Origin of the sequence: Psychrobacillus sp. FSL K6-1267, assembly GCF_038003265.1 — a bacterium.
GTDB lineage: Bacteria > Bacillota > Bacilli > Bacillales_A > Planococcaceae > Psychrobacillus > Psychrobacillus faecigallinarum.
The window spans coordinates 1,105,069-1,124,653 of record NZ_JBBOOR010000001.1 but is presented as its reverse complement, the minus strand read 5'-3'; the positions used below and the strand labels follow the sequence as shown (position 1 = coordinate 1,124,653).

The window sequence follows — 19,585 nt, the reverse complement described above, 5'->3', positions numbered from 1 at the left end:
GTAAACTCCTCCTTTAATTTAACTCTATATAATATTTCAACATTTCCTTTTAAATATCCTTCTTTTCGTAAAATAAAATAATTATTTTTTGTCGAATCTTGACACATTTTTGGTTTTTAATTCCATTTCTTTTCGACTTCGTACTTTAAGGTCATTTACGATTTTTTGCTCGTTATTTTGATCTCCACTCAATCGCACTCCGTATTCGAAGCCATTGACATTTTTCTTAGACCACACGAGCTCCCCAATCATGCTAAGTGGTGTCTCATCAATGATAAAATTCACTTCTATCACTTTTAATAGCTCAATTACAATAGAAAGCTCTGTAATTATCCTTAAGCCATTGGGACTTATATCTATGATTTGACACTTCCCTTTATTCGAGAATTCTGTAGGGCGGTCACCTCCCGTGTCCTTTATTAAACGAAATGTTGCCTCACAAGGTTCACCGAAAGTGTATCGAAAATATTCATTTCTCTTATACTGCATTGTAATTCCTCCCACACACACCAATATTAACCTATTTATATCCCTCCATTATGACTAACGGAAGAATAATTATCAAGAAATTAATGGTGTGCAAACTCCATATTGTGGTTATAGAGTGGAAGTTATTATTAGCCTATATACCTCTCTTTAGTTATCTTAAAACCACCGCATAATTATTCAAATTACAAAAGGTCCAAAAGCGCTTATGCTGATGGTCATTCGCCCGTATTAATTTATTTAGTAATAAAAAAATACCTTATCGCACTATACGATAAGGTATCCGGGTATATGTTTTTATTTATTTGCTGTCATTGTTACATCTGCGACTCTTTTTGCTCCAACAAAGCGTTTGCCCCAATAATAAGGATCACTTAACTTATCTACCTTCACGCCTTTAGAAGTCGATGAATGAATAAATTTTCCATCCCCAATGTATATTCCAACATGTGAAATGCCTTTACCAGATGTATTAAAGAAAACAAGATCTCCTGAAGCCAGGTTATCTTTTTCAACTTTAGAACCAGTTGCATACATACCTGCGGATGATCTTGGAAGATTAATGCCTAAATCATCAAATACGTAGCCTACAAAGCCTGAACAATCGAATCCAGCAGTTGTAGTTCCGCCTCCGCGATATTTAATACCTATTAAGTTTTTAGCGGTTGCTACTAATTCAGATGAATCTATTGAGCTAGAAGCTTCGGTGCTTGCTGCAAATGGAAGTGTGACTAAAAGCATGGATAAAATTATTATACCAATGACTTTTTGCGATATAGACTTCAAGTTCATGTAGTTCCTCCGACGTCATAAATTTTCTGAAAACTTAACTGAATTCATCTTATCACTTTTTAAACCTTTTTTATTTTACAGTTATGTAACAATTTCATTACAAAGGACGTCTAATGTAACAGAGCATTTTTCATTGGAATTATGGACAACCCTTGATATATATGGATTTATATAAAAAAACATCGACAAAAGTCGATGTTTTTCATTATAAATATTGTGAAATCTTTTTAAAATAGATATTGGGACAATTATCATAAATTAAGTTCAAAGAGCATATGAAAAATTTTTATCGCTAGAAGGTGCAATTTTAAAACATTTAACAAACTATTTACCTATATACTTTTAAGTCATATTTTAATCTCATATACATAATTTTTTTTAAAGTTCGAAGCGAGTTGTAGATTGTTCTAAAATTTCTGCTTGATCGCTTAAATCACCAATTAGCTTCGATAAGGATTTAATATTTTTGACATTAAGGAAAAGCAATTGAACGGTTTCATCCATATAGCCTGAATTTATATCGATTGACTTTGCGAGTTCTATTATTCTATTTTCTGTTTCGTTTTTGTCATTCTCTATAGTCTGCATAGATAAAGCCATTTGATTATTTTGTTCGTTTGATTGATGGATATAATTAATGATGACCTCTAATTTTTCCTTTAATAAATGAAACACTAACTCACTGGAATTTGCTGTCGTAAGACCTTCGGCAAATACTTTTTTCAGGTCATTTCCTTGCTCGGTTATATAGATGGAAGTTTCGCGAATAATTGCTGCGGTTTCCGAGACATCATCTGCTAGTTTCTTTACCTCCTCTGCTACCACGCTGAACCCCTTGCCATGTTCCCCAGCTCTCGCAGCTTCAATCCCAGCATTTAATGCTAATAAATTTGTTTGCTTAGAAATAGATTGTACCTTTGAGGTTAATTTTACTATTTCTTCTGTTTTCTTCTGTAGTAATTTTCTTTCTTGGTCAGCGGACTTAAATAAAGATCTAAGAATCCCAACCTCCGAAATTGCATTATTTAAAGTGATTGCACTTGCATCTGCAATACTTACAGCACTTTTAGCTTGTAATTTTACTTCATTGGCATGATCCGCTACCATTGTTAAGGTCTCTGAGAATCTTTCTAGGAAAGATTTTATATCTGATGACATATTTCTTTGCTCGTTCATATTAACGCTTGCCTCTTCGATTGCCTCTTGTACGCTGTTAACTCCAGCAACGGATTGGTAAGAATTCTCTTTTAATAAAACGCTATCTTCACTTAGCTTGTTAGATGTAGCTTTTATAATAGTAACCATCTCCTTGAGGTTATCCTTCATATCGTTCATAGCACTCGAAACCTCTCCTAATTCATCCTGACTTAGTATAGGAATTGGAGCTATTTTTAGTTTTCCTTTAGAAATTTCTTTAGCAGAATAGGCAACTATTGATAATTGCTCTTTAATTTGCTTGTTAGTCAAAAGTAGCAAGCCAATTGAACAGACTCCTGATATAAGAAACGAACCAATCATCCATTGGATTGTTTGTAATTGGCTTTCATTCATTTCTTCTATAATTGTTTCTCTATTATTCGACTCTTTCTCTCTTTGATCATTTAGGAGAGATGTAAGTTCATTGTATTGAGTATGTATAGCATTCAGTTGCCTTCGTTTGGCAACATTTTCTTTATTTAGTACAGATGTTCTAAGATTGGTTTCATAGATAGTTTGGATACCTTGGATCGTACTTAACACCTTTTCCTTCTCTGCTTGAGTAAATCTGTTTTTTTCATTTAAAAGTAACTCCAGGTTCTTTTTATATGTTTGATAATCAGTTTCATACTGTTCAATTGGATCTCCTGTAAAGTGAGTAATGGCAATATACATTCCTGCATTTTCATTCATCATCCTGTCTACATATTCCACATTCTTAGAAGATAATTCTAGCTCATTTGTAAGATTGTAGTTTTTTGTCACTTGGTATATTACCAATATTGTCATGACTCCAAACAAGAGAAAAGAACTAAAAAAAGCAACGTTATACTTCATTCTAATTGGCATTTTAGACCACTTCAACATAGGTATTCAGCCCCCCTAAATGAAAATATAGCATATAATTTTCTAAAACAGTTTTGATTTACGTATTCTTAATATTACCTTTACACTGACAAAACAGAATATTAAATGTAAAATTATTATTAACATATATTTACGGAAAGGCAGTGATCAATAATGGATTTAGGACTTCAAAATAAACGCGTGATTGTGACTGCATCAAGTAAAGGTTTAGGAAAGGCAACAGCTTTACAGTTTGCTAAAGAAGGAGCTAGGGTGCTTATCTCTAGTAGAAATGAAGAAGAATTAAAAACAACATTAGAGGAAATCAAACAAAATAGCGGTAATGCTGAAATTTTTTATACCGTCTGTGACGTTACGAAGGAAGATGATATTGTTCAATTGTTCAAAGAAGCAAAGACAAAGCTTGGTGGCGTAGATATTCTTGTCAATAATGCAGGAGGCCCGACACCCGGAGGATTTGGCCAAGTAACCGATCAGGACTGGGCAAATGCTTTTGAAAAAAATTTGCTTAGCTATATACGCACTATTCGACAAGCCCTTCCATACATGCAAGCGCAAAAATTCGGCAGAATAGTTAACATTTCGTCATCTTCTACAAAAGAGGTCTTAGATGGTTTAATTTTGTCGAACACTTTCCGTTTAGGTATGGTTGGTTTGTCGAAAAGCATAGCGAGAGAATATGGGAATGATAATATTCTGATTAATACAGCGGGGCCTGGTCGGATTCAAACAGATCGCGTAACAGAGCTAGATGAAATTGCTGCTAAAAAGCGAGATATCTCAATAGAAGAAGTTCGTGATGGATTCAAACAAGTGATTCCGATGGGCAGATATGGGGAGCCAGCAGAATTTGCCAAAGTGATTACGTTTTTATGCTCCGAAGCAAATACTTATATGACTGGTCAAAGTTTAGTTATCGATGGCGGAATGTTAAAGGCTCTATAAATGAGGGAGAAGACGTGCATTGCTTTGAAAAATTTTATATGTTGAGATAACCTCTACTTACTTAAAGAGGTTGGAGCGTTTTATCGATAAACATTAAATTAGTGAAGCTGTCTTATATAGAAGGAAATGAAATAATACGCAAAATGCCCCCTAGAATTTAGGAGGCATTTTTATTTATTTAACAATCATTTTTATTTTATTTTCAGAAGGGTCCTTTGTATAAAAAATATCGTTTTCTTCAAGAACAGAAATATTTTTTTTTCTTAAATTAGTAATCGCAGAGTCTCTTTCTTGTATAGAAGGATAGATAATATTGAATGCTTCTAATCCGGTCATTTCTTCTGTAGCGGGTTTGGCCCCTGCACCAGCCCAAGTGTTCAATCCAATATGGTGATGGTATTTTCCAGTGGACATAAATAGTGCACCTGGATAAGGTGTAACAACTTCAAAGCCCAATAGCTCATAGAACTCTTTGGCTTCCTCGATATCAACCACCTGCAAGTGAATATGTCCCATTACTGTTCCACTAGGCAATCCTTTCCACTCTGTTCCTGCTCCAGCTGCTAAAATATCTTGAGCATTAATTGCCAATGTATCCATTGCAACAAACTCATTATCCCATTTCCATCCAGAATCAGGACGATCGCTATAAATCTCTATCCCGTTACCATCTGGGTCATTTAAATAGAGTGCCTCACTCACTAAGTGGTCTCCTGCACCAATGCGAATTCCGTTTTCTGCAAAGAATCTTAAAACAGCCCCCAAATCTTCACGACTAGGTAATAGTAATGCAAAATGATAAAGACCTGTCGTTTTAGGTAGCTTTGGCTCTACATTGTCAGGCTGTTCAATTGATAACAACGCCGTTTGTCCATCAGCCGTTAGCCATATCTTGTTTGCTTGTTTATCTAATACTCTAAACCCGATTACTTCTTCATAAAATTTAAGTGATTGCTCTAAGTCTGATACCTTTAACTCTACTAGCTCTACGTAAGTCCATGGTTTTTGATGAAATTTCATAGTTATTGGCTCCTCTAATTAACTTACTTTTCGTAAGTAATTATATTTTAATTACCTAAGAAAGTCAACTCTCTTTCATTGTAGACAAACACGGGAATTATATTACCTGTTTTTAGAACTATTGGCGCAATGGGGATAACTTTTGTTACAAGATGAACCTAGACCAAAAACTGCATTTGATGCGATCGGATGTCTATACTAAATCCTCTTTTCTAGATTAAATAGCCATTAATTGCATTGGGAATTGCCGTTATTGCAAAATAAATCTGCTCCAAAGTCCATTTTTGATGCGAACGGTTATAAATTTTTCTATGCGGTCATAAGCTATTTTTCTAGTTAAAATGTCGATACTAAATCCTATTTTCTAATTAAATAACCACTAAATGCATATAGAATTGCCGTTATTACAAAATAATCTGCTCCAAAGTCTATTTTTGCTGCGAACGGTTATAAATTTTTCTATGCGGTCATAAAAAATTCTATCCTGTCATAAATCTCTCTTGAACGGTCATAAATGTGCTCTATCCGGTCATAAAGCTATTTTTCTGCTTAAAATGTCTATGCTAAATTCTCTTTTCTAATAAATAGCCATTAATTGCATTGGGAATTGCCGTTATTGCAGAATAAATCTGCTCCAAAGTCTATTTTTGTTGCGAACGGTTATAAATTTTTCTATGCGGTCATAAAAAAATCTATCCGGTCATAAATCTCTCTTGAACGGTCATAAATATTTTTATCCGGTCATAAATGTGCTCTATCCGGTCATAAAGCTATTTTATGCTTAGAATGTCTATGCTAAATCCTAGTTCAGCTGCAAAAACTATGTTTTATCAATAAAAAGCCACTAATCTTCTTTAGATTAGTGGCTAAATCTTTATAATTGTGCTCCTGCAAGTTTCTTTTCTTCGTAGTCTTTAATGTGGTCTTCGTATTGGAAGGTTAAGGAGATTTCATCCCAGCCATTTAGGAGCATTTTCTTTTGGTAGGGGTCGATTGGGAATGAGTATGTTACTTCATCTTCTCCGATTATTGTTTGTGACTCTAAGTTTACTTCCACAGAGTAGTTTTCCTTGCTGAGGATTGCTTCTACTTCTTCAACTGATAGTTTAATAGGAAGAATGCCATTTTTCATGCAGTTGTTATAGAAGATATCTGCAAAGCTTGGCGCGATAACTACTCGGAAGCCATAGTCCAAAATCGCCCATGGCGCATGCTCTCTTGAGGAGCCACAGCCAAAGTTATCATGTGCTACTAAAATAGTTGAATCTTTATAGCGTTCATCGTTTAATACAAAATCTGTTCGTTCTTTTCCTTCCTCGTCGAAGCGCCAATGGTAGAACAGGTATTTACCGAAGCCAGTGCGCTCGATTCTTTTGAGAAATTCTTTAGAGATGATTTGGTCTGTATCGACGTTTTTTCTATTTAAAGGTGTTATGACACTTTTAATTTCATTGATTGGCTCCATGGTTCTCCTCCTTATGCATGCGTTAGCTGAAATTTGCGTACATCTACAATATGCCCCTCTATTGCAGCTGCAGCTGCCATTGCTGGACTCATTAAATGAGTTTTCGCTCCTGCTCCTTGGCGGCCTTCAAAGTTGCGATTTGAAGTTGAGGCACAATGCTCACCTGAAGGTACTATGTCATCATTCATTGCTAGACACATGCTACAGCCAGATTCGCGCCATTCAAAGCCCGCTGCCTTGAAAATTCGGTCTATTCCTTCGTCTTCTGCTTGTTTTTTTACAGTTTGAGAACCTGGTACAACAATTGCTTTGACATTCGGATGCACCGTACGTCCTTCCACTATGTTAGCAGCATCGCGTAGATCACTTAGACGAGCATTAGTGCATGAGCCGATGAAGACGTTACTAATATGAATATCAGTTAAAGCCATACCTTCCTGCAGGCCCATATAAGTAAGTGCTTTTTCATGAGCCTGCTGATCGGATGACTCATGAAAATCTTTTATATAAGGAATGCTTTGGGAGACTCCAGATCCCATAGATGGATTCGTTCCCCAAGTAACAAATGGTTCAATTTCATTGGCATTGATTTCTAAGGTTTTATCGTAAATAGCTCCATTATCCGATGCCAACTGTAGCCATCGTGACGCTTCTCGGTCGAATGCTTCACCTTCTGGTACGTATTCTCGACCTCTTAAAAATTCTACAGTAGTCTCGTCGGGACTAATCAATCCTGCTCTTGCTCCTGCTTCAATAGACATATTGCAGATTGTCATGCGCTCCTCCATAGTTAGCTTGCGAATAGCTTCACCAGTATATTCCACGATATAACCCGTTCCCATATCGATTCCGAATTTAGCGATAATAGCCAGAATAATATCTTTAGCTGTTACTCCTATCCCTAGCTCACCAGTTACCTTTATCTCCATTGTCTTTGGTTTAGCCTGCCAAAGAGTTTGTGTAGACAGGACATGCTCTACTTCACTTGTTCCGATACCAAAAGCGATTGCACCAAAGGCACCGTGTGTCGAAGTATGGCTATCACCACAAACAATTGTCTTTCCAGGCTGTGTTAGCCCTAGCTCCGGGCCAATTATATGAACGATCCCTTGGTCAGGATGACCGATATTAGCTAAAGGAACTCCAAATTCATCACAGTTTTGCTGTAATGTATTAATCTGTTTACGTGCAATTACATCTTTTATTTCTTCCCGGTTTCTAGTCGGCACATTATGGTCCATTGTCGCGTAGCACAGGTCTGGTCGGCGAACTTTACGATTATTTAAACGTAAGCCCTCAAACGCCTGTGGAGAAGTCACCTCATGAAGCAAATGAAGATCGATATAGAGAAGGTCTGGTTTCCCTTCTTCCTCATACACAATATGTTCATCCCAAATTTTCTCAATAATCGTTTTTGCCATTTAGTCCCTCTCCCTTTTAAACGTATGAATACATAATGCTTTCTGAAACAAACTCTGAATCCAATTCATCCAACACTTTGTCGGTCCAATCACTTGTTGAAAGAACGCGTCTTCCTTTAGTCTGCAAGTCTCCTGTAAAATATCCATCATTTAATACACTAAACACAGCCTCTTCAATTGCCGCAGCTTCTGTTTCCATTTGGAACGCCTCTCGTAGCATCATTGCCGCTGATAAAATGCAGGCAGCTGGATTTGCCTTATTTTGACCAGCGATATCTGGTGCAGACCCGTGAACCGGTTCATAAAGTCCAAAACCATCACCTCGTGTACTTGCGGATGGCAACATTCCTAGAGATCCTGTGATTACAGATGCCTCATCACTTAAAATATCGCCAAACATATTCTCTGTAACGATTACATCAAATGCACCTGGTTTTGTAATCAGCTTCATCGCTGTTGAATCGACTAGCATATGCTCTACCTCAACGTCCGGATATCCTTGCTTTTTCTCTTCCACTATTTCTCTCCATAGCTTACTGGAGTCAAGTACGTTCGCTTTGTCTACAGAGGCCAGCTTTCCTCGTCTACTTCTTGCAAGTTGGAACGCTGTGTCAACAATTCGTTCAATTTCTGGTCGAGTATAAACAAGCGTATCCAACGCGTAATCCTCTGTTTTCTTACGAGGCTCTGCAAAATACAATCCACCTGTTAGCTCACGAACAATAACCATGTCAACATTCTCCGCTATTTCTTTTTTGAGTGGAGAAGATTCTAGTAAAGCAGGAATTGCCTTCACTGGACGAATGTTTGCATAAAGACCAAAGTGCTTGCGAATTGCTAGCAATCCTTTTTCGGGGCGTAAATGAGATGGGTTTTGATCCCATTTAGGCCCACCTACAGCACCTAAGAGGATGGCACCACTATCACTACATAAGCTGATTGTTTCTTCTGGTAGTGGATTTTCACAAGCATCAATCGCTGCTCCTCCTATTAACGCAAATTGCAGCTTGAATGTATGATTATATCGCTTTGCAATTGTTTCAAGCACCTTTACCGCCGCTTCCGTTACTTCAGGACCGATTCCATCACCAGGTAATACCGTTATCGTTTTTTCCATCCCATTCACTCCCATAGATTTATTTATTGATTGACTGCCACACGCTCTTGATAATGTGCATTCATTAATTGTCGATTGACTGCATTGATATAAGCTCTTGCAGATGCTTTTAAAACGTCTTGCGAAGCATTTCTTCCAGAGGAAGTTACGCCATTATAGGTTAGATTAATAACTGCCTCGCCTAAAGCATCTCGACCTTTCGAAACAGATGACACCCGATAATCTAAAATTCGAACATCTCCATTTACTAGTTTTTCTAATGTATTGAAAATTGCCTCCACTGCCCCTGAACCGCTACATTTTTCTTTTATTTGCTCTCCTGTTGGAACCTTCACTGTAATAGTTGATGTCGGTATGTTGTTTTCATAATTAATGATTAATTCCTCTAATTCATAAACCTCAACTTCTCCATTGTCGACTTGCTGATCCGTCAATAAAACAAATAAGTCCTCATCGGATATTTCCTTTTTGCGATCTGCAAGCTTTTTAAACGCTGCAAATGCTGCATTTAGTTTTTCCTCGCTAAGCTGGAATCCCATTTGCACTGCACGGCTAAAGAATGCGTGACGACCAGAATGCTTTCCTAGTACTAGCTCTGTTGCGACATCTCCGATTAACTCTGGAGTAATAATTTCATATGTTTCTGGATTTTTCAGCATACCGTCTTGATGAATGCCTGATTCATGAGCAAAGGCATTTTTCCCTACAACTGCTTTGTTCGGCTGGATCACTACTCCGGTAAGCTTACTTACTAACTGGCTCGTGCGCTTTGTTTCCTTTAGGATAATTCCTGATTCCGCTTGGTAGTAATCGCTACGAATATGTAAAGCGACTGCGACCTCTTCTAGTGCAGCATTACCTGCTCGTTCACCAATTCCGTTAATGGTTCCCTCTACTTGTGTTGCACCATTTTCAATTGCTGCCAGTGTGTTGGACACTGCAAGACCTAAATCATCATGACAGTGAGCGGAAAGCTTCACTCTCTCAATTCCTGTCACATTTTCAGACAAGTATCTAAATAGCGCACCGTATTCAATTGGTGTTGCATAGCCTACTGTATCTGGGATATTGATAGTAGTAGCTCCTGCTTTAATAACTTCATTGATAATGCGAACTAAAAAATTCTTATCCGAACGCGTTGCATCCTCGGCTGACCATTGCACTAAAGGAAAATACTTACGCGCCAGTTTAACTGATTCAACTGCAATTTCAATCACCTGCTCTGGTGTTTTATTGAGTTTGTATTGCATATGGATTGGAGACGTAGCGATAAATGTATGGAGATGAGGCTGGACCCCTCCTCTTAATGCCTCCCATGACGTTTCAATGTCGCTTTTTATAGAACGAGCGAGACCTGTGACGACCGAATTTCTTACAGTATTCGCAATTTGTTGGACTGCGTTAAAATCTCCTGGTGACGAAGCAGGAAAACCTGCCTCGATAATAGACACTCCAAATTTCTCTAGCTGACGAGCAATCTCTAACTTCTCTTGGGAGTTTAGGTTAATCCCTGCCGATTGTTCTCCGTCTCTTAAGGTTGTGTCAAAAATATCAATTTTGCCCACTCGTCACCACTTCTTTCTTCGCTTTTTTCCCTTCATTGATGAAAGGCATCATTTCTCTTAGCTGTGCACCTACCGTTTCAATTTGATGCTCTGATTCGGCTTGTTTGATTGCATTATATTTTGGACGCCCTGTTTCATTTTCTTGAATCCATTCCTTCGCAAACTTACCATTTTGAATATCTGTTAATACATCCTTCATACGATCCTTAACAGATGAATCAATGATGCGTGGGCCTGACACGAAATCTCCCCACTCCGCTGTGTCGGAAATAGAAGAGCGCATTGTTGCCATTCCACCTTCATACATAAGGTCTACAATCAGTTTTAATTCATGTAATGTTTCAAAGTAAGCTAGCTCGGGCTGATAGCCAGCTTCCACTAGCGTTTCAAAGCCTGCTTTTACGATTGCTGTTGTACTACCACATAAAACTGCTTGTTCTCCGAATAAATCCGTTTCAGTTTCTTCCTTGAACGTTGTTTCTAATACTCCTGCACGTGCAGCCCCGATGCCTTTTGCATAAGCTAAAGCTAAGTCTTTTGCTTGCCCGGTCGCATCTTGATATACCGCAAACAAGCCAGGTACTCCTGCTCCAGATTCAAATGTACGGCGAACTAGATGTCCTGGTCCTTTCGGTGCTACTAAGAATACATCCACATCTGCCGGAGGAACGATTTGGTCGAAGTGAATGTTAAAACCATGCGCGAATACTAAAGCTTTACCTGCTGTTAAAGCTGCTTCTATTTCTGCCTCATACACTGCCTTTTGTCTTTCATCTGGCAATAAAATCATAATCACATCTGCTTTTTCTGCCGCCTCTTGAACGGAGTAAACCTCCTGCCCATCTTCTGCCGCCTGGTCAAATGATTTTCCAGCACGAATTCCTACGATAACGTTAAATCCTGAATCCTTTAAATTTTGTGCATGTGCATGACCCTGTGATCCGTAACCGATGATTGCAATTGTTTTTTCCTTTAAATTTCCTTCATTGATATCCCCGTTATAATACATTTTCGCCATTTTCTTTTCCTCCTCAGAATGTTTGTTTTGTTATTGCAATATAGAAAGATAAGGTGCATTTGTAACCTTTTGTGTTTCTCTTACAAAGGCTGTCACACCTGTTCTTGTTAGTTCTTTAATGCCATAAGGCTTGACGAGCTCGATAAAAGCGTCTATTTTCTCTGGGTTTCCAGTGACCTGGAATGTGACAACATTTTTTCCTGTGTCAATGGTAGATGCTCTGAAAGGCTCTACTAAGCTTTTAATCTCTGCAATTGCAGACGGAGGAGATACTACCTTTACTAAGGCGAGCTCCCTAACTACTATCGATTTTTCCGTAATATCATTTACTTTTAAAACATCTACCTGCTTTTGTAGCTGCTTTAACAGCTGCTCCAGCTTCTGTTCATCCTCCACATTTACGACGAAGGTCATTTTAGATATTTGAGGCTGTTCTGTATGTCCTACCGTAATACTTTCAATATTGAATTGGCGCTTCATGAGTAGACCGGTAACCCGATTGAGTACACCGCTTTGGTTGATAACCGTTACGGTAATAATGCGTTTCATTCTGGCTTCACTCCAATCATTTCATGTAATCCTCTGCCAGGGGCAACCATTGGCAGAACGCTTTCCTTTTGTACTACTCGGCAATCGATGAGCACTGGCTCATCCGAAGCTAATGCTTCTTTTAATTGAACCTTTGCATCTTCGTATGTCTCAATCTTGTATCCCTTAATATCATAGGCAGCAGCCAGCTTGACGAAATCGGGTTGAACTGAGATTAATGACTGAGAATACCTTTCTCCGTGGAACGTCTCCTGCCACTGACGAACCATTCCGAGTGCCTGATTGTTTAAAATAATGACCTTCACTGGTATACGCATTTCTTGTAGCAGTGACAGCTCCTGAAGCGTCATCTGAAAGCCAGCATCTCCAACAATGGAAACAACCTTTGCATCCGGCTTAGCAATTTGAGCCCCAATTGCCGCTGGGAATCCAAAGCCCATCGTCCCTAGGCCACCTGACGTTACCCAATTATGTGGCTGGCTGAATTTGTAGTATTGTGCAGTCCACATTTGGTGCTGCCCAACGTCTGTTGTTACAACGGCATCACCATTCGTGTACTCATGTACTAATTCCAATACTTGCTGTGGAAGAAGTCCTCGATCTCCACTTGCATCGTAATGTAATGGATATTGCACTTGGTTGACATTCAAGCTCTCAAGCCAAGCTGCTGTATTTCCATTAGGTACATTTTGGTTCAATAAAGCCTCTAAAGCCTCTTTCGCATCACCGACAATTGGAATCTCTGTTGGAACGTTTTTTCCGATTTCTGCGGGATCTATATCAATGTGAATTACTTTTGCATTAGGAGCAAAGTAATTTAAGTTTCCTGTCAAGCGATCATCAAATCTTGCCCCCACATTAATGAGTAGGTCGCATGTTTGAATGGCCATGTTTGCTGTGTATGTACCATGCATACCAGCCATCCCTAAAAATAATGGGTGTGTACCTTCTATACTTCCTAGTCCTAGAAGTGTATTTGTAATCGGTATTTGATATTTTTCCGCTAGTTCTTTCAATTGCTCGTTGGCTTTCGCAAAAAGTACTCCTGCGCCTGCTAGAATTAATGGCTGTTTGGCGTTTGTAATCGCCTGTGACGCCTTTTGAATTTGCAGGAAGTTCGGCGTAGTTGTCGGTTGATAGCCTGGTAAGTTTACAGTTTCGGTTACCCCTTCCTTCGGGACAAAAATACCTGTTGCCATATTTTTAGGTATATCTACAACGACTGGTCCTGGACGACCTGTGGAAGCAATGTGAAAAGCTTCGTTTATAATTCTTGGGAAATCTGCTACATCTTTTACTTGATAGTTATGCTTCGTAATTGGCTGAGTAATACCAATGATGTCTGCCTCCTGAAAGGCATCTGTTCCGATGACTGTTGTAGCAACCTGACCAGTAAACACAACTAAAGGAATAGAGTCCATCATTGCATCTGCAATTCCTGTCACTACATTAGTTGCACCTGGGCCAGATGTTGCAATCACGACTCCAACTTTACCGGAGACCCTTGCATATCCTTCTGCCGCATGGATAGCACCCTGTTCATGCCGGGCCAGAATATGCTTAATCGGATTTTTATAAAGCGCATCATAAATCGGTAAAACCGCACCACCTGGATAACCAAATACTACTTCCACCTGATGCTTTTTCAGTGTCTCAATAAATACTTCTGCACCATTCATTTCCTTGAGAGCTACACTGGTTGCAGGTTCTTCTTTTAAACGTTCCGCTTCTACAGTAAACTTCATCATCATTCCTCCTATTCCTCAATCGTCCAGTTACTCTTAAACCTAGGACACCCTCGTAAGGCAGGGGCCAGAAGCTAGATATGAATCATCTAGCTCATCTAAATAAAAAGAAAAGAATTTCCTCCCACACAAAGAAACCATAGTTCTTTTGTATAGGGATGAAATTCTTTTCATGGTACCACCCTAGTTCGCAGCGCAACCGCTACCTCGCAGACATACGACTAAGCATCGAATGTCCATTTTTAACGAGAGTAGCTTTTTACTACACCCGGAAGTATCTAAAGGGGGAAATCCCGTTCAACACCTCACTCCGAGGGGATGTCGTTAAAGGTTGTATTGCCGGCTCCCAGCTATACCAGCTCTCTGTGAATACAAAATTCCTTTAACTTTTACCTCATCAATGATTTACAGCAATATTTATATTTTCATGACTCCACCTGTGCTTGCAGATGTAACGAGTTTTGAATACCTTGCTAAATATCCTTTTTTAATCTTTGGTTCGAACGGTGGAAGCTCTGCTCTTCTGCTAGCGAGTTCTTCTTCACTAACCTGCAGCTCTATCGTTCTATTTATAAGATCAATAGCGATAATATCGCCATTCTCTACTAAAGCAATCGGCCCTCCATCAGCCGCCTCTGGTGAGATATGTCCGATGGAAATTCCTCTAGAAGCACCTGAAAATCTTCCATCTGTGATGAGTGCTACCTTTGTTCCTAATCCTCGACCTTGTATCGCTGATGTCGGAGCAAGCATTTCTGGCATACCAGGACCACCTCTTGGTCCCTCGTAGCGAATTACTACTACATGACCTGCCTTAACAGTTCCATTGTCAATTGCTTCCTGTGAAGCCTCCTGTGAATCAAAGACAATTGCCTCGCCCGTAAACTCCTTAATAGAAGGGTCCACAGCGCCAACCTTTATCACACCACCCTCAGGAGCAATGTTTCCAAACAGTACAGATAATCCACCTACAGGACTATAAGGATTTTCTTTTCTTCTAATTACTTGCTCGTTCTTAATCTCACAATCTTTTACGTTTTCATAGAGTGACTTACCGGTAATCGTCAAACGATCTGGGTGAACCGCTCCAGGTATTTCACAAAGTTCCTTTATAATGGCACTGACTCCTCCTGCTAAGTGAACATCATGCATGGAGTAATCAGATGCTGGCATGATTTTTGATAAATATGGAATTCTTTTAGCTACTTCATTAATTTCATTTACGTTATATTCAATTTCTGCCTCGTGAGCGATAGCTAATGTATGTAATACAGTGTTAGTTGATCCACCCATTGCCATATCTAGCGCAAAAGCATCATCAATTGTTTCTTTCGTGATTAAGTCTCTAGGCTTTACATCTTCTTTAACCATTCTTACAAGATGCTTTGCAGCTTCTCGAATGAGCTGGTGTCTCTCGTCTGATGTAGCAACAATCGTTCCGTTACCTGGTAAAGTTACTCCTAGCATTTCCATTAGAGAGTTCATCGAGTTTGCTGTGAACATCCCTGAGCAGGAGCCGCATGTTGGACATGCATTTTGTTCGATATCTAAGAGCTGCTCTGCAGTCATTGAACCAGATTTATAAGATCCCACACCTTCAAATACGGAGGTTAAGGAAAGCTGCTTTCCATCAGCAGATACACCTGCCTCCATAGGACCGCCTGACACAAATACGGATGGGACGTTCGTTCTGACTGCTGCCATTAGCATTCCTGGAGTAATCTTGTCACAGTTTGGAATGTAGAAGACACCGTCAAACCAGTGAGCATTAATAACGGTTTCCGCTGAGTCTGCTATCAACTCACGACTCGGAAGTGAATATCGCATTCCGATATGTCCCATTGCAATTCCATCGTCTACACCGATTGTGTTGAATTCGAATGGAATTCCACCTGCCTCACGAATCGCCTCCTTTACAACCTCTGCAAATTTATTTAAATGCATATGGCCAGGAATAATATCGATATAGGAGTTACATACACCAATAAATGGTTTATCTAAATCTCTTGTTTTTACTCCCGTAGCATAAAGTAAGCTACGATGAGGAGCTCGATCTACGCCTTTTTTTATCATGTCACTTCTCATTTAAATCGCCCCTATACTTTACCGCTTCAACGCGTTTACCTGTGCAAAATTCGTGAAATTCATTTTTAAATACTATGTGAATTTTCTTGCAATATTTAATATATTGAAGCTATCATAACGCCTTTAAATCCTTGCGTCAACAGTATTTTAGTAAATTTTCTGTTAGTTTTGAATATTCGTAAATGTTGTAATCGCTTACAATAGCGATATATCGCATTTTAAATAAAGAAAAATTATTTTTAATTTTATTTATACATAACATGATTGTGGGAGGCATATGCATGTTGGTCTTTGAAGCGAACAAAAGGAAGGTGGAAGGATAATTTTCAAGAATTAGACGAGAGATATTATAGGAGAATCACTAGATTGATTTTGCAGTGATATGACAAAATAACCCTGATTTTCGCTCTATGCGGACGCTTTCCGCGGGGTGAGTGATAAGCCATCACCGTCGCTTACGCGTCGGTTGTGATGTCTTATCTATCTCACTCATCCCACTGGAGTCGCCGCATATCGCTTCAATCAGATATGTAAAGAAGTAATATAGTGTAAATTAAATCAATTTATAAATTAGCCTGTTATATGAATACTCATATAGATGCAATTCACATGAAAAACATATATGTAAATCTTGATTTTCGCTCTATGCGGACGCTTTCCGCGGGGTGAGTGATAAGCCATCACCGTCGCTTACGCGTCGGTTGTGATGTCTTATCTATCTCACTCATCCCACTGGAGTCGCCGCATATCGCTTCAATCAACAAATAATGGATGACTTGTAGAATGAGAAACTACTATCCTACCCATTAAAGAAATTAAATACTTTTTTGCCTAAAAAATACCATGAACACAAGGTTCACGGCATAAATATTAAATCATGATGAAATTCTTTAGAAAAAGATACGCATTCTTAAACAAGATCCTTTAGAAACAATTTTTACCATAGGATTGGTTTTGCAACCATGAACCAAAGCATAATCATTAGCATGAAAATATACTTCCATACGGAGGAGCGTAGCTTTGAAATAAGTGTCTCTACATTCATCTCACCAGCATAAAACTGCCGAATTTTCGGTTTAAAGGCTCTAGCTAAAAAGATGATAGAGCTTACCATGACAATAATTGTCATTATTACCCATGAAGTCGTCCATTGCCAATTCCCTTGCCACATAAGCAGGATACCAGAGAAAACCAAGACATGTCCCGCATGCTTTACAATTCGAATAGCTGCCTGAAATACCTCTATCTGTGTATCTAACTCTATTCCTGCTTTGCCTTTCATACGATTCAGTAATGGAAACAATACAAAGAATGGACCTACGGAAAGAATAGCGCTAATCACGTGCATATACATAATGAATGAATACATAGTTGATCACCTATCCTTATTATACTAAAAAGTTTTCCTTTTAATTGTGACTAGGTGAGGAATTATCATGATAAATAGAATTTAAAATTTGAGCCTGCTAGACTACACTAATTGTTCGGTTGAAGAAAACTTATAAATCTCTTCCTCTATCATTAAAGAAGGCATTGCCACAGTATGTGACAATGCCTTAGTGCTCATGAGATTAAAGCTTTTCTGTCTTTTAGTTAAGACAAGTGGACTCTACCCAATACTTTATTTATTAAATTTTAAAATGACTTACTTCACTTTGTAATTTTTCTGCAAGAGTAGCTAAAGTTTGAGCGTTTGTAGAAATTTCCTCGTTTGCAGCTAATTGTTGCTCAGTTGCTGCACTCGTATCGCTTGCTCCATCTGCAGCATGACTTGCCAAGCCTTGGACCTGTTGAGCATTATGCGTTACTGAGCTAGCCATTTCTTTAATTTGCTCGATTGCAGTAGTAACTGATTCAACCTTTTCAGCTACGGCTTCTACACTAGATTCAATTTCATTGAAAACATCTAATGATTCAGTAGTTTTAGACAGACCGTCCTCTACTTTGTCACCACCGGTTGTAATCGCCTTTACAGCTTCTGTTGAAGCAGACTGAATCAATTTAACCATAGATTCAATTTCGGAAGCAGAGTTTTTTGATTGCTCTGCAAGCTTACGAACTTCTTCTGCTACAACCGCAAAGCCTTTACCATATTCCCCAGCGCGAGCTGCCTCGATTGCAGCGTTCAATGCTAGTAAATTCGTTTGTTCTGAAATATCCGTGATCAATGCAGTAATCGATTGAATTTCATGGGAATGCTTAGCCATATTATTCATAATCTCTGTTGTTTCTTTGAATGTTTCATGGATAGTATTCATTTGACTTGCTACACCAGATACTACTGTAGAGCCTTTTGTTACTAATTTTTTCACGCCATCAGTTGCTTGAAGCATCTCGTTATTGTTTTGCGAAATATCTTCCACACCTTGTTGCATTTCTGACATAGATCTAACAGAGCTTTCTAAATGCTTCACTTGCTCCTCGCTCGCTGCCATTTGTTCTTCTGCAGATTTTGCAACCATTTGAGAGGAAGCTAAACTTTCTTCTGAGCTTGCTGAAAGTTCTTCCGCATTTGCAGCAAGCTGCATGGAAGAATCACGTACATTGGAAACGATACGCTGTAAATCGCTCGTCATTTTGTTGAATGTTAAAGCCATTGCTCCAACTTCGTCTCTATTTTTTATAACGATTGGCTCTACATTCAGATTACCATCCGCTATTTCTCCTAAGCCTTCTGTAACCTTGCGGATTGGGCTAGATATACCTTTGCTAATGAAATGTGATACTAAAACCCCAATAATAATACTTGCAATGGCTAAAATAATAATAGTTATATTAACGTTAGTTTGATATGTATCTAAGTCTTCTCTAGTTTTTTGCATATTTTCTTGTTGAATTTGCTTTAATTCACCTAAAATCATTAATGTCTTCTCATTTAATTCCGATGATTGAGCTGCATATTGATCAAAGGGCTGGTTGCTTTTTTTCAATGAGATAATCTTATCATTTGATTCAAACAGTTGAACTGTCTCCGTTTGTAGGTCTTTCATTAATTTTAAAGATTCTTCATCCTTAACAGACTCTATTAATTTACGAGCTGCTATAGAACCCTTTTCTATTTCCTCATCAAATTTATCGGTAGCATCCTCCGAGCCGAACATGACGAATTCTAGTACAGCAGTCGCCATATCTTTTTGAATTACTTCAATTTCTGATACTAGATTAATTTTTTCAATGTCCTTATCAATAATAGATTTATATTTGTCTGCAACATCATAAGAAGTAAAGATAGATATAACACTTATAAAAATTAATAAAAGTAAAACAAATGAAAAACCGAACCACATTTTCTTTGAAATTGACAATTTCATTT

General features: G+C 38.4%; 15 protein-coding genes. 1 reads left to right on the top strand and 14 read right to left on the bottom strand.

Translation table 11 applies throughout. The features are described from left to right. Positions 1 to 81: 81 nt before the first annotated feature. The 3 genes from MHB55_RS05505 to MHB55_RS05495 all read right to left on the bottom strand — a co-directional run bounded on the left by MHB55_RS05505 (position 82) and on the right by MHB55_RS05495 (position 3,342). Positions 82 to 489: a PilZ domain-containing protein gene (locus MHB55_RS05505; protein ID WP_151110846.1), complete on the bottom strand. Its 408-nt coding sequence runs from the start codon at positions 487 to 489 to the stop codon at positions 82 to 84. Between the two features lie 294 nt (positions 490 to 783). After that, positions 784 to 1,278: a C40 family peptidase gene (locus MHB55_RS05500; protein WP_144537645.1), complete on the bottom strand. Its 495-nt coding sequence runs from the start codon at positions 1,276 to 1,278 to the stop codon at positions 784 to 786. 378 nt (positions 1,279 to 1,656) lie between these two features. Then, the gene (locus MHB55_RS05495) at positions 1,657 to 3,342 is read right to left on the bottom strand and encodes a methyl-accepting chemotaxis protein (protein WP_340862786.1); all 1,686 of its coding nucleotides are present in this window, start codon (positions 3,340 to 3,342) and stop codon (positions 1,657 to 1,659) included. Positions 3,343 to 3,495: 153 nt separating this feature from the next. Here MHB55_RS05495 and MHB55_RS05490 point away from each other — a divergent pair, with 153 nt between their 5' ends. Then, a complete protein-coding gene (locus MHB55_RS05490) occupies positions 3,496 to 4,287 on the top strand; it encodes an SDR family oxidoreductase (protein ID WP_340862785.1) in 792 nt (263 codons plus the stop codon). A 174-nt stretch (positions 4,288 to 4,461) separates the two neighbouring features. On the opposite strand, the gene MHB55_RS05485 is transcribed toward MHB55_RS05490, so the two are convergent. The 11 genes from MHB55_RS05485 to MHB55_RS05435 all read right to left on the bottom strand — a co-directional run bounded on the left by MHB55_RS05485 (position 4,462) and on the right by MHB55_RS05435 (position 19,583). Beyond that, positions 4,462 to 5,307 (bottom strand): VOC family protein, encoded by an 846-nt coding sequence (locus tag MHB55_RS05485; protein WP_144537639.1) that lies wholly within the window; start codon positions 5,305 to 5,307, stop codon positions 4,462 to 4,464. An 874-nt stretch (positions 5,308 to 6,181) separates the two neighbouring features. Beyond that, entirely contained in the window at positions 6,182 to 6,772 is a 591-nt protein-coding gene (leuD, locus tag MHB55_RS05480) for a 3-isopropylmalate dehydratase small subunit (RefSeq protein ID WP_154311278.1), read from the bottom strand. Positions 6,773 to 6,783: 11 nt separating this feature from the next. Then, complete coding sequence (gene leuC / locus MHB55_RS05475) at positions 6,784 to 8,193, bottom strand: 3-isopropylmalate dehydratase large subunit (RefSeq protein WP_154311279.1); 1,410 nt, start codon at positions 8,191 to 8,193, stop codon at positions 6,784 to 6,786. Positions 8,194 to 8,209: 16 nt separating this feature from the next. Continuing rightward, positions 8,210 to 9,310 (bottom strand): 3-isopropylmalate dehydrogenase, encoded by a 1,101-nt coding sequence (leuB, locus tag MHB55_RS05470; protein ID WP_340862784.1) that lies wholly within the window; start codon positions 9,308 to 9,310, stop codon positions 8,210 to 8,212. Positions 9,311 to 9,333: 23 nt separating this feature from the next. Next, on the bottom strand, positions 9,334 to 10,875 hold the full coding sequence (locus MHB55_RS05465; RefSeq protein WP_154311281.1) for a 2-isopropylmalate synthase: 1,542 nt from the start codon (positions 10,873 to 10,875) through the stop codon (positions 9,334 to 9,336). After that, on the bottom strand, positions 10,862 to 11,893 hold the full coding sequence (gene ilvC / locus MHB55_RS05460; protein WP_340862783.1) for a ketol-acid reductoisomerase: 1,032 nt from the start codon (positions 11,891 to 11,893) through the stop codon (positions 10,862 to 10,864). The genes MHB55_RS05465 and ilvC overlap by 14 nt, the downstream gene beginning before the upstream one ends. A 30-nt stretch (positions 11,894 to 11,923) precedes the next feature. Beyond that, on the bottom strand, positions 11,924 to 12,442 hold the full coding sequence (gene ilvN, locus MHB55_RS05455) for an acetolactate synthase small subunit (RefSeq protein WP_340862782.1): 519 nt from the start codon (positions 12,440 to 12,442) through the stop codon (positions 11,924 to 11,926). Continuing rightward, on the bottom strand, positions 12,439 to 14,193 hold the full coding sequence (gene ilvB, locus MHB55_RS05450) for an acetolactate synthase large subunit (RefSeq protein ID WP_445678227.1): 1,755 nt from the start codon (positions 14,191 to 14,193) through the stop codon (positions 12,439 to 12,441). Before ilvB ends, ilvN begins: the two co-directional genes overlap by 4 nt. Positions 14,194 to 14,604: 411 nt before the next feature. Next, a complete protein-coding gene (gene ilvD, locus MHB55_RS05445; protein ID WP_154311284.1) occupies positions 14,605 to 16,272 on the bottom strand; it encodes a dihydroxy-acid dehydratase in 1,668 nt (555 codons plus the stop codon). 937 nt (positions 16,273 to 17,209) lie between these two features. Further along, positions 17,210 to 17,641, bottom strand: a complete 432-nt coding sequence (locus MHB55_RS05440) for a hypothetical protein (protein ID WP_340862780.1) — start codon at positions 17,639 to 17,641, stop codon at positions 17,210 to 17,212. A gap of 259 nt (positions 17,642 to 17,900) precedes the next feature. Then, complete coding sequence (locus tag MHB55_RS05435; protein WP_340862779.1) at positions 17,901 to 19,583, bottom strand: methyl-accepting chemotaxis protein; 1,683 nt, start codon at positions 19,581 to 19,583, stop codon at positions 17,901 to 17,903. Positions 19,584 to 19,585 lie beyond the last annotated feature (2 nt).

Bases quoted from the DNA above. Each gene is read 5' to 3' on its own strand.
- MHB55_RS05505 (WP_151110846.1), bottom strand. From the start codon at position 489: ATGCAGTATAAGAGAAATGAATATTTTCGATACACTTTCGGTGAACCT.
- MHB55_RS05500 (WP_144537645.1), bottom strand. From the start codon at position 1,278: ATGAACTTGAAGTCTATATCGCAAAAAGTCATTGGTATAATAATTTTA.
- MHB55_RS05495 (WP_340862786.1), bottom strand. From the start codon at position 3,342: ATGTTGAAGTGGTCTAAAATGCCAATTAGAATGAAGTATAACGTTGCT.
- MHB55_RS05490 (WP_340862785.1), top strand. From the start codon at position 3,496: ATGGATTTAGGACTTCAAAATAAACGCGTGATTGTGACTGCATCAAGT.
- MHB55_RS05485 (WP_144537639.1), bottom strand. From the start codon at position 5,307: ATGAAATTTCATCAAAAACCATGGACTTACGTAGAGCTAGTAGAGTTA.
- leuD (WP_154311278.1), bottom strand. From the start codon at position 6,772: ATGGAGCCAATCAATGAAATTAAAAGTGTCATAACACCTTTAAATAGA.
- leuC (WP_154311279.1), bottom strand. From the start codon at position 8,193: ATGGCAAAAACGATTATTGAGAAAATTTGGGATGAACATATTGTGTAT.
- leuB (WP_340862784.1), bottom strand. From the start codon at position 9,310: ATGGAAAAAACGATAACGGTATTACCTGGTGATGGAATCGGTCCTGAA.
- ilvC (WP_340862783.1), bottom strand. From the start codon at position 11,893: ATGGCGAAAATGTATTATAACGGGGATATCAATGAAGGAAATTTAAAG.
- ilvN (WP_340862782.1), bottom strand. From the start codon at position 12,442: ATGAAACGCATTATTACCGTAACGGTTATCAACCAAAGCGGTGTACTC.
- ilvB (WP_445678227.1), bottom strand. From the start codon at position 14,193: ATGATGATGAAGTTTACTGTAGAAGCGGAACGTTTAAAAGAAGAACCT.
- ilvD (WP_154311284.1), bottom strand. From the start codon at position 16,272: ATGAGAAGTGACATGATAAAAAAAGGCGTAGATCGAGCTCCTCATCGT.
- MHB55_RS05440 (WP_340862780.1), bottom strand. From the start codon at position 17,641: ATGTATTCATTCATTATGTATATGCACGTGATTAGCGCTATTCTTTCC.
- MHB55_RS05435 (WP_340862779.1), bottom strand. From the start codon at position 19,583: ATGAAATTGTCAATTTCAAAGAAAATGTGGTTCGGTTTTTCATTTGTT.